This is a genomic window from Parasphingopyxis marina (assembly GCF_014237875.1).
Taxonomy (GTDB): domain Bacteria; phylum Pseudomonadota; class Alphaproteobacteria; order Sphingomonadales; family Sphingomonadaceae; genus Parasphingopyxis; species Parasphingopyxis marina.
Map to the genome: position 1 here is coordinate 804,506 of NZ_JACJVJ010000001.1, position 15,924 is coordinate 820,429.

The 15,924-nt window shown below is 66.1% G+C and carries 13 protein-coding genes and 1 tRNA gene; 12 read left to right on the forward strand and 2 right to left on the reverse strand.

All coding sequences use genetic code 11. From position 1 onward, the window contains the following. Positions 1-245 precede the first annotated feature (245 nt). The 6 genes from H6P80_RS03965 (at position 246) to H6P80_RS03990 (ending at position 7,125) form a co-directional block, all read left to right on the forward strand. Complete coding sequence (locus tag H6P80_RS03965) at positions 246-989, forward strand: CsgG/HfaB family protein (RefSeq protein WP_185800026.1); 744 nt, start codon at positions 246-248, stop codon at positions 987-989. Between the two features lie 161 nt (positions 990-1,150). Continuing rightward, on the forward strand, positions 1,151-2,458 hold the full coding sequence (locus tag H6P80_RS03970; RefSeq protein ID WP_185800027.1) for an FAD-dependent oxidoreductase: 1,308 nt from the start codon (positions 1,151-1,153) through the stop codon (positions 2,456-2,458). Between the two features lie 141 nt (positions 2,459-2,599). Next, positions 2,600-3,595, forward strand: coding sequence for an aldo/keto reductase (locus H6P80_RS03975; protein ID WP_185800028.1), 996 nt, complete (start codon positions 2,600-2,602; stop codon positions 3,593-3,595). Between the two features lie 69 nt (positions 3,596-3,664). Continuing rightward, complete coding sequence (locus tag H6P80_RS03980) at positions 3,665-5,413, forward strand: N-acyl-D-amino-acid deacylase family protein (protein ID WP_185800029.1); 1,749 nt, start codon at positions 3,665-3,667, stop codon at positions 5,411-5,413. Between the two features lie 10 nt (positions 5,414-5,423). Continuing rightward, entirely contained in the window at positions 5,424-6,230 is an 807-nt protein-coding gene (locus H6P80_RS03985) for a Stf0 family sulfotransferase (RefSeq protein WP_185800030.1), read from the forward strand. A gap of 70 nt (positions 6,231-6,300) precedes the next feature. Then, the gene (locus H6P80_RS03990; protein WP_185800031.1) at positions 6,301-7,125 is read left to right on the forward strand and encodes a Stf0 family sulfotransferase; all 825 of its coding nucleotides are present in this window, start codon (positions 6,301-6,303) and stop codon (positions 7,123-7,125) included. Positions 7,126-7,128: 3 nt separating this feature from the next. Here the strand turns inward: H6P80_RS03990 and H6P80_RS03995 are convergent, their stop codons facing one another. Beyond that, on the reverse strand, positions 7,129-7,920 hold the full coding sequence (locus H6P80_RS03995) for an alpha/beta hydrolase (protein ID WP_185800032.1): 792 nt from the start codon (positions 7,918-7,920) through the stop codon (positions 7,129-7,131). 203 nt (positions 7,921-8,123) lie between these two features. Between H6P80_RS03995 and H6P80_RS04000 the strand changes: the two genes are divergently transcribed. The 6 genes from H6P80_RS04000 to H6P80_RS04025 all read left to right on the forward strand — a co-directional run bounded on the left by H6P80_RS04000 (position 8,124) and on the right by H6P80_RS04025 (position 15,012). Then, a tRNA-Pro gene (locus H6P80_RS04000) sits at positions 8,124-8,200 on the forward strand. A 188-nt stretch (positions 8,201-8,388) separates the two neighbouring features. Beyond that, positions 8,389-9,789 carry a spinster family MFS transporter gene (locus tag H6P80_RS04005; protein WP_185800033.1) on the forward strand — a complete coding sequence of 467 codons (1,401 nt, stop codon included), beginning with the start codon at positions 8,389-8,391 and terminating at the stop codon, positions 9,787-9,789. Then, positions 9,786-10,211 carry a nuclear transport factor 2 family protein gene (locus H6P80_RS04010; RefSeq protein WP_185800034.1) on the forward strand — a complete coding sequence of 142 codons (426 nt, stop codon included), beginning with the start codon at positions 9,786-9,788 and terminating at the stop codon, positions 10,209-10,211. The genes H6P80_RS04005 and H6P80_RS04010 overlap by 4 nt, the downstream gene beginning before the upstream one ends. A 75-nt stretch (positions 10,212-10,286) precedes the next feature. Continuing rightward, positions 10,287-11,813, forward strand: a complete 1,527-nt coding sequence (locus H6P80_RS04015) for a tryptophan halogenase family protein (protein ID WP_221892874.1) — start codon at positions 10,287-10,289, stop codon at positions 11,811-11,813. Continuing rightward, positions 11,810-13,309, forward strand: a complete 1,500-nt coding sequence (locus H6P80_RS04020; protein WP_185800035.1) for a tryptophan 7-halogenase — start codon at positions 11,810-11,812, stop codon at positions 13,307-13,309. The genes H6P80_RS04015 and H6P80_RS04020 overlap by 4 nt, the downstream gene beginning before the upstream one ends. Positions 13,310-13,392: 83 nt before the next feature. Further along, on the forward strand, positions 13,393-15,012 hold the full coding sequence (locus H6P80_RS04025) for a hypothetical protein (RefSeq protein WP_221892875.1): 1,620 nt from the start codon (positions 13,393-13,395) through the stop codon (positions 15,010-15,012). 85 nt (positions 15,013-15,097) lie between these two features. Here H6P80_RS04025 and H6P80_RS04030 read toward each other — a convergent pair whose 3' ends face one another. Continuing rightward, entirely contained in the window at positions 15,098-15,883 is a 786-nt protein-coding gene (locus H6P80_RS04030; RefSeq protein ID WP_185800037.1) for an MmyB family transcriptional regulator, read from the reverse strand. Positions 15,884-15,924: the final 41 nt, after the last annotated feature.

Consider the following 15,924-nt stretch of genomic DNA (forward strand, 5'->3'; position numbering starts at 1 on the left):
CTGTCGTCCGAACATGAATGTGTCTCCAAACTGACTGCGACCGCGCCTTATGGTGCGACCGATTACCGCCAAATCGGCGGAAAATCAAGGTTTCTAGACCAGGACCGATTAACAAAGGCCGAATGGCGAAAGCCGTGACCCCCGTCACTGCCGGTCGCCTCCTCCTCCTTCATAACCGCGATTGTCGATGCCGCCCGATGGCGGGCCGGCGACGGAAACGAAACGAATTTTTTTGGAGACGCGCAATGTGGAAGAAACTTGCTTCAGTAACTGCCATCGCCGCCGCCATGACCATGGCGGCGACCCCGGCTTCGGCCGATCGCGGTTCGCGCCATCTCGCCGAACTGCCCAGCTGCACCCAGCCGATCGGCGCGGTCGCGATCGTCGAACCCGACGATAACTGGTGGCAGCGTTACGATCTCGACAGCCCCGAATCGCTGATCAACTATCTGGTGCTGCGTTCGGGCTGTTTCACGATCGTCAATCGCGGCCGCGGGCTCCAGCACCGCAACCTTGAACGCGCGCTTTCCGACAATGGCGATTTGCAGCCCGGATCGAATTTCGGGGGCGGGCAGGTGCGCGCCGCGGACTTTTTCATCATCCCCGACATCGTATCGACCAACCGCGACGCTGGCGGCTTCAGCATCGGCGGCAATTTCGGCGGCCTGTTCGGCAACACCTTCGGCCAGGGCGGGATCGGCATCAACACGCGCCGCAAGGAAGCGAGCGTGACCCTGACTCTCGTCAACGCGCGGACGACCGAGGCGCTGCGGCTGACCGAGGGCTATCACCGCGAAACCGATACCGGCGTCGGCGGGCGGCTGTTCGGCGGCGGCGGGGTGTTCGGCCAGACGTTCGGCGGGATCAATCTCGGCAGCTATGAAAATACCGAGATCGGCCAGGTCGTCGCGGCCGCCTATCTCGATGCCTATAGCCAGATGATCGTCCAGCTGGGCGGCGTCACCTATGACGCCCCCCTCGCCCAGTAGAGGGCCTGGCGCAGCAGCGACACGGTTCCGGGCCACCGGCTCCCCTTTGAACGGCCCGAACCTCGGGGCGCATGGTCAACAGGCCGTGCGCCCCTTTTGCTTGCCAGATGCGATGGCGGCGTTAGCATCCGGCGCGACCACAGTGCGGAGAGGACGCCTAGATGCGCCATATCGCCATCGTCGGTTCGGGTCCGGCCGGCTATTACACCGCAGAGGCGGCGCAGAAGACGTTCGGCGAAGATGTCTGCATCGACATTATCGACCGGCTTCCGGTCCCTTACGGCCTGATCCGCTTCGGCGTCGCGCCCGATCACCAGTCGATCAAGAATGTCGCGCGCCGCTACGAAAAGGTCGCGCTTTCGGACAATGTCCGCTTCGTCGGCAACCTTACCATCGGCGAGCATGTCTCGATCGAGGAGCTGCGGGCTCTCTACGACGCGGTGATCCTCGCCACCGGCGCGCCGCATGATCGGCCGCTGGAGATCGCGGGCGCCGACCTTCCCGGCGTGATCGGCAGCGCGGCTTTCGTCGGCTGGTATAATGGCCATCCCGATTTCGTCGATCTCGATCCGCCCCTCTCCGGCCGCCATGTCGTCGTTATCGGCAACGGCAATGTCGCGCTCGATGTCGCGCGCATCCTTTCGAAAACTCCGGATGAATTTGCCGGGTCCGATATCGTCCATCATGCGCTCGCGCGGCTGGAACAGGCGAAGACCGAACAGGTGACCCTGCTGGGCCGCCGCGGGCCGCACCAGATCGCGATGACGCCCAAGGAACTGGGCGAGCTCGGCCATCTCGCGCGCGCCTGTCCCCGCGTCGATCCGCTGGACCTGCCCGATATCGGCGAGGACGCGCTGCTGGAACCGGGCATGCGCAAATCGGTGACCCTGCTGCGCGAGTTCGCGGGCATCCCGGAATCCTACCGCGCCGACAAAACGGTGGAGATCGCGTTCGATTTCTTCGCCGCGCCGGTGCGGATCGAGGGCGATGGCAAGGTCGAAAATGTCGTCGTCGAACGTACCGAACTCGATGACGAGATGCGGAGCCGGGGCACCGGGGAAACATACACCATCCCCGCCTCGCTGGTCGTCAGCTGTATCGGCTACCGGACGCCGCCGATCGAGGGCGTGCCCTTCGAACATGGCCGGGGCCGGTTCGCCAATGATGAGGGCCGGATCCTTCCCGGCCTGTATTGCGTCGGCTGGGCGCGGCGCGGGCCATCGGGGACGATCGGCACCAACCGGCCCGACGGCTATGCCATCGTCGACCTGGTAGCCGAAGATATCGGCGAGGGCGGCGGCAAGGAGGGCCGCGCCGCGCTCGACGCGCTGCTCGCGCAGCGCGGCGTAGAGGCCGTCACCTTCCGCGACTGGAAGAAGATCGAGGAGGCCGAGGAAGGGCGCGCGCGCGAAGGCAGCCCGCGCGAGAAATTCGTCGCCATCGAGGAAATGATCGCCGCCCGGAAATAAAGGGCGCGGCCGAATCCGGGCTTGCCGATACGATCACCGACGGGGAAAGAGCAGCGACGGCGTCGATGCCGACGGGATCGTTGTTCCCCCGGCAACGGCCCAAGGGACGCCGGTTGAACGGAGCAAGGAAGGAAAGCCGCGATGAAACAGCGTAAATTGGGAAATACGGGCCCCGACGTCTCGGCCATCGGCCTGGGCTGCATGGGTATGTCCGGCATGTATGGCCATGCCGACCGCGCGGAAAGCATTGCGACGATCCATGCCGCGCTCGATGCCGGTATCGACCTGTTCGACACCGGCGATTTTTACGGCATGGGCCATAACGAGATGCTGATCGGCGAAGCGCTGAAAGGCGTGCCGCGCGACAGCTACCGGCTCAGCGTCAAGTTCGGCGCGCAGCGCGGGCCGGATGGAAGCTGGCTCGGCTATGATGCGCGGCCGCAAGCCGTGAAGGCCTGGCTCGCCTATACGCTCCAGCGGCTGGGCGTCGACTATATCGATATCTACCGCCCGGCGCGGCTCGATCCCGAGGTGCCGATCGAGGAAACGGTCGGCGCGATCGCGGACATGGTGGAGGCCGGCTATGTCCGCCATATCGGTCTTTCCGAAGTCGGCTCGGAAACCTTGCGCCGCGCCGCCGCCGTCCATCCGGTCGTCGATCTGCAAATCGAATATTCGCTGATCTCGCGCGGCATAGAGGAATCGGTGCTGCCGACCTGCCGCGAACTCGGCATCGCGGTCACCGCCTATGGCGTGCTCTCGCGCGGCCTGATCGGCGGCAACTGGCAGGCGGGGAAAGCCGCACCCGGCGATTTCCGCGCCCATAGCCCGCGCTTCCAGCAGGGCAATGTCGAACAGAATCTCGCGCTGGTCGAGGCGCTCAAGGCCGTGGCCGATACGAAGGGCGTCAGCGTCGCCCAGGTCGCCATCGCCTGGGTGCTGTCGCGCGGCTCGGATATCGTGCCGCTGGTCGGCTCGCGCACGCGCGACCAGCTGGTCGACGCGCTGGCGTCGCTCGATGTCGCGCTCACCCCGGACGATCTTGCCGCCATCGCGGATGCCGTGCCCGCCGGCGCCGCGGCCGGCGATCGCTACATGGCCGCGCAGATGGGCCAGCTCGACAGTGAGAGGGGCTGAGCCGCCCGAAAACCGTTTCGACACGCTACCCATCTCCGTGATATGTGAGTCGGCAAAAGGAGAGGATGGATGCATGATCTGGTCATTCGCGGCGGCACGGTCGTCGATGGTCTGGGCGGCAAGCCCTTTATCGCCGATGTCGCGATCGACGGCGATCTGATCACTCAGGTGGGCGCGGTCGTCGAAGCGGGCCGCGAGGAGATCGACGCGACCGGCAGGGTCGTCACCCCCGGCTTCGTCGACGTGCACACCCATTATGACGGCCAGGCGACCTGGGACGAGGAAATGGCGCCCTCCTCCTGGCACGGCGTCACCACGGTGATCATGGGCAATTGCGGCGTCGGCTTCGCGCCCGCCAAGCCGGACCGGCACGACTGGCTGATCGGCCTGATGGAAGGCGTGGAAGATATTCCCGGCACCGCGCTCGCCGAGGGCATGAGCTGGGACTGGGAAACCTTCCCCGAATATATGGACGCGCTCGAAAAGCTGCCGCGCACCATCGACATCGCCACCCATGTGCCGCACGGCGCGGTGCGCGCCTATGTGCTCGGCGACCGCGAACAGCCCGGAGCGGTTCCCACCGACGAGGATATCGACGCGATGTCGGCGATCGTCGAGGATGGCCTGCGCGCCGGCGCGCTCGGTTTCTCGACGAGCCGCACGGTGATCCACAAATCGGTCGATGGCGAGCTGGTGCCCGGCACAACCGCGACCGCCGACGAGCTGGTCCGCATCGGCCGGGCGATGGGCCGGGTCGGCCATGGCGTGTTCGAGATGGCGAGCGACCTGCGCCGCGAATGGAACGAGTTTTCCTGGATGGGCGATCTTAGCCGCGAAACCGGGCTGCCCGTCACCTTTGCCGCGCTCCAGTCTATCGCCAAGGAACTGCCGCTCGACGAACAGATCGCGATGATGCGCGCGGAGAATGACAACGGCGCCAATATCGTCGCCCAGATCGCGCTGCGCGGCAACGGCGTCGTCATGGCGTGGCGCGGCACCGTCCACCCCTTCCGCTTCAAGCCGTCCTGGAAGGCGATCGAAGGGCTGCCCTGGGACGCGCAGAAGGCGAAGCTCTTCGATCCCGAGTTCAAGGCGCAGCTCCTTTCCGAAGAGCATGATTTCACCGGCCAGCCCAAGGATATCATGGGGCTGATCATGGTCATCGCCGGCGGCTGGACGATGCAGTTCGAAATGGACGAGGATTTCGATTACGAGCCGGGCGCGGAAGCGAGCATCGCCGCGCGCGCCGCGGCCAGGGGCGTGAGCCCCGAAGACTATGCCTATGACCTGCTCTGCGAGGACGATGGCGCGGGCTTCATCTACCTGCCGATCCTCAACTATGCCGACGGCAATCTCGATTTCCTCGAAACCCTGCAGAAGGACGAGGACACGGTGAATTCGCTGTCCGACGGCGGCGCGCATTGCGGCACGATCTGCGATGCAGCCTCGCCGACCTTCATGCTCCAGCACTGGGTGCGGGACAGGAAGCGCGGCGGGCGCATCTCGCTGCAACATGCGATCAAGCGGCAATGCCACGATACCGCGCGGCTCTACGACCTCAACGATCGCGGCGTGCTCGCGCCCGGCTATCTCGCCGATATCAATGTCATCGATCTTGAGAATCTCCGTCTCGAAAAGCCCTGGCTCGCCTTCGATCTGCCGGCCGGCGGCAAGCGGCTGCTGCAAAAGGCGGTCGGCTATGACGCGACGATCAAGTCGGGCGAAATCACCTTCCGGGGCGGCGCGGTGACCGATGCCCGGCCCGGCGGCCTGATCCGCGGGCCGCAATCGGTGCCGGTCGCCGAAGCCGCGGAATAGGATCGGCCCCATGAGCCAGCCGCCGGGCGACCTTTCCCGGGACCAGCTTTGCGCGCTGATCGAGGGCTATATCGGCGAGCCGCGCATGGCGAAGATCGGCGAAGCGCTCGGCGATTTCGCGCCCGAGCCCTTCGCCGCCCCGCCGCGCATCCTGTGCATCCTCTTCGCCTCGCGTTCGGGCAGCAGCTATGCCGGGCGCCTGCTCGCCAAGACCGGGCATTTCGAGGAAGTCGGCGAGAATTTCGCGCCCGATCAATTGCGCGCCATCGCCGAACGCCGAAGCCTTCCCGATCTCCACGCCGCCGCGCGCTGGATGGTCGGGCGGCGCGGCACAAAGCGCGCGTTCGGCTACAAGGCGGGCTTTTCGGTGCTGGCTTCGGCGGCGCGGCTCGGCTTTCTGAACGAAACGCTGGAGCGCACGCAGTTCGTGGCGCTGCGCCGGCGGGACAGGATCGCCCAGGCGGTCAGCCTCGCCAGGGCGGAGATGAGCGGACGGTTCCATTCCAACCAGCAGCCGGACCGCGCCGTCACCGAGCAGGATTATGACGGCGAGGCGATCGCCGGCTGCCTGCACCGGATCGAGCGCGCCGAACATGACCTTGCCGATTTCGCCGAGCGGATCGGCGCGCGCCCGATGCTTGCCTATTATGAGGATATCTGCGCCGATCCCGCGCGTTTCGCGGCGTCGGTCTGCGACCTGCTCGACCTGCCGATGGCCGGCGATTTCGACGCCTCGGTGGATCTCGAGATCCTGCGCGACGCGGTAAACGACGCCTGGGCCGCGCGGTTCCGGGAGGATTGGCCGGTATCGAGCTAGCGCGGGGCTATGCCGCCGCGATCGAAACGGGCAAGATCGGCCTTCCAACAGGAGCACGCCCGCCACCGCCATGCCGTCTTTTCTGAAACGCTTTCTCCCCCGGCCCCGGTCGCGCGATGCCCTGCTGCGGCTGTTCGCCGGTTATGTCGGCCAGGGCCGTGTCGACGAGATCGCGGCGCAGGTCGAGCCGGTCGGCGAGCGCGCGCTGCAGCTGCCGCCAAGGATGTTGTGCATCGTTTTCGCCGCGCGCTCGGGCAGCACCTATGTCGGGCGGCTGCTGTCGAACACGCCCTTTTTCGCAGACGTGAACGAGAGCTTCCAGCCGGGCCAGCTGGCCGCGATCCGCGCGCGCCATGGCCTCGCCGACAGTCGCGCGGCGGCCCAGTGGATGATCGACAATCGCGGCACCGCCCAGGCCTTTGGCTACAAGGCGGGCTTTTCGGTGCTCATCGCGGCGGCGCGGATCGGGTTCCTCTCCGAAACGCTGGAGCGCACCCAGTTCGTCCGCCTCGTGCGGCGGGACCGTGTGGCGCAGGCGATCTCGCTATGGCGCGCGGAACTCGGCGGCAAGCTCCATTCGGTGGTGCCCGGGGAAGGCAAGGCGATTGCCCCCGATGATTACAACGCCGAAAGAATCGCCTTCAATATCGCGCATGTCGCGCGCAACGAGCGCTGGTTCTCGGAGATCGCCGATCGGCTGGGCAAGCCCGCGCCGATCTATGCGTATGAGGATATCTGCGAAGATCCGCGGGGCTTCGTAACATCGGTTTGCGCGCTGATGGATCTGCCCGTGCCCGACAATTTCGATCCCGGCGTCGATCTGGAAATCATGCGCAACGATATCAGCGCGGAGTGGGCAGAGCGGTTTCGCAAGGAACGGCCGGACCTGGCCTAGGCGTTAGCGCAGCAGCCCGAAGCGCGAGAGATCGGCGAGCGAGAGCTGGCGCATCCCGGCATTGGGCGCGCTGTTGGTGAGCGCATAAAAGGCGCGGGCCTGATCGGGAGCCATGCCGATTTCGCGGTAGAAATCGAGGTACGGCGCGTGGATCGGATCGTTGGCCGCATAGTCGGCGGCTTCGAGGCCAAGATCGTTGCGCCAGCTATGGACGATGAACTCGGCGCCGGGTTCGGCGGTCCGTGTCGCCCCGGCGAGGAACAGTTCGATGCCGCCCGAACGCACCGATCCGTTGGCGGGCACATGGGTGGCGAGGCCGGCCCGGTGGATCATCCGGGCGAGCGCGATATTGGCATTGTCGTCGACCGTGCCGCCGCATTCGAGGATGGCGATCATGCGCAGCCCCGGAAAATCCGCCAGCATCGCGGCGAATTCGCCCGGCGTATAGCTGTCGACATCGCCGATCATCTCCGCCCTGTCCGGCGCGACCACGTGAAAGGGGCCGTAGCGCGCCAGCGCAGGGCGGCTGGGCCCGTAGGCGGCATCCTGCCCGGCATAGCCATCGCCATCGAAACCGAAAGCGGCGTCCTCCTCCGAAACGCCGTAATCGACATAGTCGATATATTCGATCGTCTCGACGATGGTGACCGAACGGTGCGCGCTTTGGGCCCAGAGCGGGCGGTCCGGCAGGATCGCCACGATGACGAGCAGCAGCGCAAGCGCGACCCAGCCCAGCCAGGCGGTCGCCTTGCCGCGCCACAGTTCCAGAACGTCGATGGGATCGGGTTCGCGCATAATCTGCCGCTTGTCGCGCAAAGCCCTTACCCGGGCCCTGAAAGCCATGGTTAGACGGGGCTTAACCAGTTTGCGGTTCGGCCGCGGATGGCGCGCGATGCGGGGGCGCGAAACAGCAGTTGAAAGCGCGATACTTCGCCGCTAAAGACCCGCGTCTGCCTCCGGGGCCGGCCCGTCACAAGCGCGGGCCCATTGGCATCGGTCGGGGAGTAGCTCAGCCAGGTAGAGCACTGTCTTCGGGAGGCAGGGGCCGGAGGTTCGAATCCTCTCTCCCCGACCAGTTTTCGCAAAAAGGGGAAGGCGCTGGGCGCATTCCCCGCAAATACTCCCTAGCGACAGCGGCGTGCGCGACGCATTTCGCGAATAGTGCCGCCCAAGTCTCAGCCCATCGAATATTGAACTCTCAACGCTTCTCTCTACGATGCCTCGGCACAGCGGCCGCGATATCGGCACGGGGAGAGGGAAAGAATGGCGACGGCACCGGCCGATCAGGCGCAATTGCTGGAACCGGCCTATCGGCGCCGGTTCATCGCGCTGATGTTTCTCGTCTGCCTGTTCGATTTCGCGGATCGCGCGGTGTTCGCGGTGCTCGCCCAGCCGATCAAGGAAGAGTTGCTGCTCACCGATTTCCAGATCGGTATGTTGCAGGGGCTGGCCTTTGCCGCGCTCTATGCGGGGCTCGCTTTGCCGCTGGCCCGGCTGGCCGAACGCGCGTCGCGGCGCAACATCGTGGCCATCTGCACCGCCGTCTGGTCCACCGCGACCATCTGGTGCGGTTTCGCGACGAGCTTCGCGACGCTCGCCATCGGCCGGATCGGCGTCGGCGTGGGAGAGGCAGGCTTTCTCCCGGCCACCAATTCGATGACCGGCGATCTCGTCCCGCGCCATCGCCGCGCCTCGACGATGGCGCTGATCATGCTCGGCGCGCCGGCCGGCATCTTCCTCGGCGCGATGGTCGGGGGCTATGTCGCGGGGCTGGCAAGCTGGCGCGAGGCGTTTCTCGTGCTCGGCCTGCCCGGCCTCACGGTGGCGATCATGGTGCGCCTGTTCGTTCGCGAGCCGCGCCGCGGGCTTGTCGACAATGTTCCGCCCGATCCCAGCCCGCCGCCCGATTTCAAGGCCTTCCTGAAAACCCTGCGGCGCAAGCCCGCGCTGATCTTCATTCTGCTGGGCTCGACCACGGCGAGCTTCGGCATCACCGCGATCTCGCAATTCCTGGCGATCTTCCTCGCCCGCGTGCACGAGATGGACGTGCCCGACGCGGGCGCGCTCTACGGTACCATCTCGGGCATCTATATTGCGCTCTCGCTGCTGATCGGATCGTTCGGTACGGATTGGCTCTCGAAACGCGATGGCCGCTGGCCGGCCTGGGGAGCGGCAATCGGCCTGCTCTCCGCGCCTTTTCTCTATTATCTCGCCTTCAACGCCCAGGATATCGGCGCGGCGACGGCGCTGCTCATCGTATCGGGCGTGATGCTGATGCTGTTCTACGGCCCCTCGGCGGGGATGATCCAGAACCTGCTCGAACCCCGGATGCGGGCCACCGGTATCGCGCTGTTCACGCTCTTCTATTCGCTGATCGGTTACGGCCTCGGCCCGGTCTTTGTCGGCTTTGTCAGCGACCGGATGGCGGTGAGCGCCTATGGCCCCGGTTTCTTCGCCGATTGCCCAGGCGGGGTTGCGCCGGAAGGGGCGAGCGCGGCGCTCGCTTCGGCCTGCGCCTCGGCCTCGGCGGACGGCGTGCAACAGGCGCTGCTCGTCGCGATCTGCGTTTTCTTCGTCGCAGCGCTGTTCTTCCTGCTGGCCTCCCGCACCTTGCGCGAGGACGCCTATATTCCCGAAGCCGCCAACGAAGGAGCCGCCACATGACGATCAATGGCCAGCCGGTGCGGGAATTTCTCGGCGCCTATATCGATGCCTTCAACCGCAGCGACTATGCGGCGCTGACCGATTATTACGACGACGATGTCGAGCTGGTGATCGGCAACGGCACGGTGATGCGCGGCAAGCAGGCAATCGTCGATTTCTACAGCGTCGTCAAAAGCCAGACGAGCCGGACGATCAAGATCCTCCACTGCATGGAGCAGGACGGCGTGATCGCCGCCGAATTCGAATCCGAATTTCTCGCGCTGGAAGACGCGCCCGATTTCACCTCGGGCCCGCTCGCCAAGGGGGACCGGCTCTACATCAACAGCTTCGCCTTTTACGAGCTTGGGGGCGGCAAGTTCACCCGTATCCGCGCGGCGGTGTTCAAGCGGGTGTGGAAGCGGGTGGGGGAAGACCCGGCCTGAGGGTTGGTCGGCGGCTCCGATCCGGTCTAGTCTGCGCGCCCTCGGCATAGCGCCGGGATGCGTGGGAGGGAAAGCGTGGCCGATCGGCCGGACCACATGGTTCGCGATATCGTTATCGTCGGCGGCGGCACGGCGGGCTGGATGACGGCGGCCGCGCTCGTCCGGCGGCTGGCGGGCACGGGGATTTCCGTCACCCTGGTCGAATCCGCCGAGATCGGAACCGTCGGCGTCGGCGAGGCGACCCTGCCGCAGATCCGCTATTTCAACGAGATGCTGGGCATCGACGAGGCCGAACTAATGGCGCGGACCAGCGCGACGATCAAGCTGGGCATCGAGTTTCGCGACTGGGGCCGGATCGGCGATCGCTATATCCACCCCTTCGGCGCCCATGGCGAACGTATCGGCCCGGCGGATTTCCACCACTATTGGCTGAAGGAGCAGGCGGCCGGCACGGCGCAGCCCTTCGGCCGCTATTGCTATCCGATCGTTTCGGCGTGGAACGACCGCTTCGAACTGCCGCGCGAGGATCCGGCCTCGCCGCTGACGCATTTCTCCTACGCCTTCCAGTTCGACGCCAGCCTCTATGGCGCCTTCCTGGCGGACTATGCGCAGAAGCGCGGCGCGAAGCGGGTCGAGGGCAAGATCGTCTCGGCCGATCTCGACGGCGAAAGCGGCTTCGTCCGCTCGGTAACGCTCGAATCCGGCACGCAAATCGCGGGCGAATTGTTTGTCGATTGCTCGGGCTTTCGCGGGCTGCTGATCGAGGAACAGCTCGAAACCGGTTTCGAGGACTGGAGCGACTGGCTGCCCTGCAACCGCGCCTGGGCGGTGCCCTGCGCGATCGGCGGAGAAGTCGGCCCCTATACGCGCTCGACGGCGCGCACGGGCGGCTGGCAATGGCGCATTCCGCTGCAACACCGGATCGGCAATGGCCATGTCTATTGCGACCGCTATGTCAGCGACGGGGACGCGCTCGACCAGCTGATGACGAGCCTGGAAGGCGAGCCGCTCGCCGATCCCCGCAAGCTCTTTTTCGTGGCGGGCAAGCGGCGCAGATTGTGGAACCGCAACTGTATCGCCATCGGCCTGTCGGGCGGGTTTCTCGAACCGCTGGAATCGACGAGCATCGACCTCATTCAGAGCGGCATTGAGAATCTCGTCGCGCTGTTTCCCGAAGCGGACTGCGCGGCCGCCGACAGGGACGAATATAACCGGCTGATGGATCTCGAATTCGAGCGGATCCGCGATTTCCTCATGCTCCATTATGTCGCGACCCAGCGCGACGATGCGCCGCTCTGGCGCGACATGCGCAACATGACATGGCCCGACAGCCTCGCCGAAAAGATCGAAACCTTCCGCCATCGCGGCGCGGTGCCGAACTATGCGAGCGGGCTGTTCCAGCCGCCGAGCTGGCTTGCGGTGTTTATCGGCCAGAATATCGTGCCCGAGGCCTGGGACCCGCGGGTCGACCGGATGGCGGACGAGGAACGCAGCGCGCATCTCGAACGGGTGCGAACGACGATTGCCGATGCGGTCGAACGATCGAGCGGCCATCTCGCCTTTATCAAGAGCTATGGCGCGACCTTCGGGGACGCGGCATGACGGATCGGCCGACGCGCATCGCGCTGCTGGGAAAGCCGCACGAGATCTGGCCGGTCGCGGCGCTGCTGGCGCGGAACCTGCCGCCGCGCATTGCGCTCGTCATTATCGAGGATGCCGGCGCGCAGGAGGAAAGCGCGGCGCTCACAATTCCCGCCGATCACCGCTTCCACCACCAGCTCGGGATTACGGCCGGGGATCTCGTCCTGCGCTGCAACGGGACGATCGGCCTCGGCACCGACTGCATCGGCTGGCAGGGCGAGGGCAGCCGCTTCTTCGCCGCCCGGTCCGGCGAGCTGCCGCGGCTCAACGGCGTGGCGCTCCACCAGATCATGCTGCGCGCGGCGCTGATGCGCCGCGAGCCCGAAAAGCTTGCCTATCTCTTCCAGCCCTTCCGCTTCGCCGCCCGCGCGGCGATGGCGGGCAAGCTCGCCGGTCCCGTTGACGACGCGCAATCGCCGCTGCGCCTGCTCGGCCCCACCGTCCAGTGCGACCGGGCGGACTATGCGGCGCTGCTGCAGGCGCAATGCCGCGCCGTCGGGATTGAGCCGCGCGAGGGCCGGCCGGTCGACTTGGCTCGCGCTCCCGGTAGCGAGGCCATTGCGTCGGTCCGTCTCGAGGATGGCGAGGATATCGCCGCCGACCTCTTTATCGATGCCTCGGGCGCCCTGGCGAACCTTGCTGACGATGACGGAGAAACCGGCTTCGGCTCGCTTTCAGCGAATCTCGCCTTCGATCGCATCATCGCCGGCCCCGGAGCCAAGCCAGGCGATTCCGGCCACACCGTCGCCCGCGCGCTTCCGGGCGGGCTGTTACTCGAAACGCCATTGGGCCAAGGGCAGCGCTCCGAGCTGCTCTTTTCCTCCACGGCAATGGATGAGGAAACCGCGCTCGCGCTAGTCGGCGGCGATAAGGGATCGTCGCCCTTCGCGGCGGGCCATGCCGAGCGCCCCTGGACGGGAAACCTCGTGCGGATGGGCGGCGCGGCGGGCCGTTTCGGGCCGTACCAGTCGGCGGACATGCTGGCCCTGTACGAACAGGCGCTGCGGCTCGTGGAATGGCTTCCGGTGAACGCCGCGATGGCGATCGAGGCGCGCGGCTATAATCGCGGGCAAAGCGAGGCAATCGCGGAAATTCGCGATTTTTCGCTGCTGCCCTTCCTGCTGAACGGACGGACGGACGCCCCCTGGGCGGCGATGCGCGAGGCTAGGCCGCCCGAAAGCCTGCAAATGCGGATCGACCAGTTCGCCAGCCGCGGCCGGTTCCTGCCCTATGAGCATGCGCTGCTTGACGACCAAAGCTGGATCGACCTGCTGATCGGCTTCGGCGTCGTTCCCCGCCGCCATGATCCGCTGGCCGCGTCGCTGGACATGCCGCGCATCGCGCCGATCCTGAGACAGATGGTCGCGGCCTTCACCGCTGCCATCGACGCCATGCCGACACAGGCCGAATATCGCGCGCAATGCATCGAGGCTGCAGAGGATGGCGCGGGCCGATAGACGGGATCGGGCAACGCTTTCACCTTCCCTTGCGCGGCCCGGTCCGCCATGGCGGGTAGATTGATCGATTGAGGGGGCCGCCCATGATTTTACGGTTGGGATTCAGCGCAGTGTGCGCATTCGGAGCGATGGCGGCGCAGGCGCAAAGCAATGAGGGCGGCCATAGCGAGCGAGCCGTCAGCGCCGCGCCGCAAGCGGCCGGGGAGGAGACGCAAAGCGAAACCGCGCACGGCGCGATGGATCACGCCGCAACACCGGGCGAAGCCGAAGCGCCCACCGCGCTGATAGCCAATCACGGCAATGGCGGCTTTCCCGTCGCGACGAGCGTTCCCGAAGCCCAGGCCTTTTTCGATAACGGTATCGAGCTTGCCTTCGCCTTTGCCCATGAGGATGCGATTCGCGCCATGGCCGAAGCCGTGCGGCGCGATCCCAACTGCGCCATGTGCCTGGCCGGCCATGCCTTCACGCTGGGGCCGACGGTCAACTACCCCAAGTCGATGGAAGAGCGCGAAGCGGCCCATGCCGTCGCCGAGCAAGCGCTGGCGATGGCGGGCGATTCCGACTTCGAACGCGGCTTTGCCGAGGCGATGATCGAGCGCTACCGCCCCCAAGGCACTACCGACGACCGCGACACCGCTTATGCGCAGGCCATGGCGCGCCTTGCCGCGCGCTTCCCCGAACATGATACGCTGCAGGTGCTGGCCGCCGACGCGCAGATGATCAGCGATTTCGAAACCGCCTCGATGCGCAGGGCGATGGACCTGCTCGAGCCTGTCCTGGCGCGCAGCCCCGATCATAGCGGCGCCATCCATTTCTATATCCACGCGACCGAGATTTACGGCGAACCCGCTTTGGCCGAAGCGGCCGCCGATCGGCTGGCCGCGATGAATCTCGACGCCAGCCATCTCGTCCATATGCCCTCGCACACCTATTATTGGGTCGGGCGATACGGCGACGCCGCCGATGCCAATCGCATGGCCGTCCAGATCGGCGAGCATCAGGCGATGGCGATGGGCGATGAGGACCCGATGGCCGTGTGGGGCATCCCCTATCATGTCCATAATGTGATCTTCGGGCTTGGCGGCGCGATGATGGCAGACGATTCCCGCACCGCGCTAATGCTTGCGCGTCCGATGATCGAGCGGGCGCAATCGCGAGACGAAGGCAGCTATTTCGCCCAGTTGCTGATGTCGGCGGCCTATTTTGCGATGGGCCGGTTCGAGAGCCCGAACGTCGTGCTGGCGCTCGAGGAGCCCCGGCTGCCCTATCTCCAGGCGGCCTGGCATTATGCGCGCGGCGAGGCTTATGCCTTTCTGGGCGATGGGGAGGGCTTGGCGGCGGAGCGCGACGCGATCCCCGAAAATATCGCGCAGTCCGAAGCGGAAGAAGACGACCGGCTCCCCGCCGCCGACCAGATGTTGGCGATTACGCGCGCCGTTCTGGCGGGACGGCTGGCGATGATGGAAGGGCGCTATGACGAGGCCGCGGCCTTCTTCGCCGAAGCGGCCGCGACCGAGGAAACCGAAGATTTCAGCCAGTTCAGCGATCCACCTGCCTTCTGGTATCCGGTGCGGCGCGATCTCGCCCAGGCGCTGCTCGCGGCGGGCGACGAGACGGCGGCCTTGCGCGAAGCCGTCGCGACGCTCGAGGTGCGGCCCCGCGATCCCGTCGCGCAGGCGATCATCGCCCGGCTGGTGCGATGATGCCCAAGCAAACAGCCTAAACGCCCGGGCTTGAGGATCGGCGTTTTGGCGCCGCGCCATGCGGCGGCGCCAAAGACGCCCTGCGCTAAGCGGGGCTATCGCCCTCCGGGAACAGTGTTACGAGCTTGTAGTCCGGTCGCTCGGCGGGGCTGAAAGTGTGCTGCACATAGGCGAGAGGCCCGTCTTGCGGATGCACGAACATTCGCGAGCCCCCCTCCCGCGCCATGACGGACTGGGCATCCCATTCCCGCGCGAAGAATTCGGACTCGGCTCGCAATCGCTCCACAAGTTCGCCCAGCGCCGCATCGTCCACCAGCCGCCCATAATCGGCCCGGAATTCCGCGAGCACGCGCCGCGCCCGGTCTTCCCAATCCGGAATCAGCTCGCGCGAGGATGGCTCGGCGAACATGTAGAGCAGCAGGTTTCTCTGCTGGCCTTCGCCCAGCCAGCCCACGAACAGCCGTTCGGCGGCGGCGTTCCAGCAACAGGCGTTCCATTGCGGGTCCAGCCCGTAGGCGGGGCAGGACAGCGCCGCTACCAGTGCCGTAACGGCTTCCGGCGCCTGGGAGATCGGCGCGGATCGCGGCGCTTCGGGATCGCGGCGTCCCGCCAGCTCGAAAAGATAGGCGCGTTCCGCCGGGGTGAGCGCGAGCGCCACGGCAAGCCGGGCGAGCGTGGCCGGCGAGACGCTGACGTCGCGCCCCTGTTCTATCCATGCGCACCAGGTGACGCCGATCCCGGCCCGGGCCGCCAGTTCCTCGCGCCGCAGACCGGGCGTCCGGCGGCGGCGGACCGACAGGTCGGGGGTAATGCGATCCCGGTGAGAACGGACGAACTGCCCCAGTAATTTGCGCTGTTCGTTGCTGCTCATGGGTCATCTTATAACAGGATAAAATTGTCTATTGTACTAGT

Excerpts from the sequence above, each read along its gene's own strand:
- H6P80_RS04025 (WP_221892875.1), top strand. The coding sequence starts at position 13,393 with ATGATTTTACGGTTGGGATTCAGCGCAGTGTGCGCATTCGGAGCGATG.
- H6P80_RS03985 (WP_185800030.1), top strand. The coding sequence starts at position 5,424 with ATGAGCCAGCCGCCGGGCGACCTTTCCCGGGACCAGCTTTGCGCGCTG.
- H6P80_RS03990 (WP_185800031.1), top strand. The coding sequence starts at position 6,301 with ATGCCGTCTTTTCTGAAACGCTTTCTCCCCCGGCCCCGGTCGCGCGAT.
- H6P80_RS03980 (WP_185800029.1), top strand. The coding sequence starts at position 3,665 with ATGCATGATCTGGTCATTCGCGGCGGCACGGTCGTCGATGGTCTGGGC.
- H6P80_RS03970 (WP_185800027.1), top strand. The coding sequence starts at position 1,151 with ATGCGCCATATCGCCATCGTCGGTTCGGGTCCGGCCGGCTATTACACC.
- H6P80_RS03965 (WP_185800026.1), top strand. The coding sequence starts at position 246 with ATGTGGAAGAAACTTGCTTCAGTAACTGCCATCGCCGCCGCCATGACC.
- H6P80_RS03995 (WP_185800032.1), bottom strand. The coding sequence starts at position 7,920 with ATGCGCGAACCCGATCCCATCGACGTTCTGGAACTGTGGCGCGGCAAG.
- H6P80_RS04005 (WP_185800033.1), top strand. The coding sequence starts at position 8,389 with ATGGCGACGGCACCGGCCGATCAGGCGCAATTGCTGGAACCGGCCTAT.
- H6P80_RS03975 (WP_185800028.1), top strand. The coding sequence starts at position 2,600 with ATGAAACAGCGTAAATTGGGAAATACGGGCCCCGACGTCTCGGCCATC.
- H6P80_RS04010 (WP_185800034.1), top strand. The coding sequence starts at position 9,786 with ATGACGATCAATGGCCAGCCGGTGCGGGAATTTCTCGGCGCCTATATC.
- H6P80_RS04030 (WP_185800037.1), bottom strand. The coding sequence starts at position 15,883 with ATGAGCAGCAACGAACAGCGCAAATTACTGGGGCAGTTCGTCCGTTCT.
- H6P80_RS04020 (WP_185800035.1), top strand. The coding sequence starts at position 11,810 with ATGACGGATCGGCCGACGCGCATCGCGCTGCTGGGAAAGCCGCACGAG.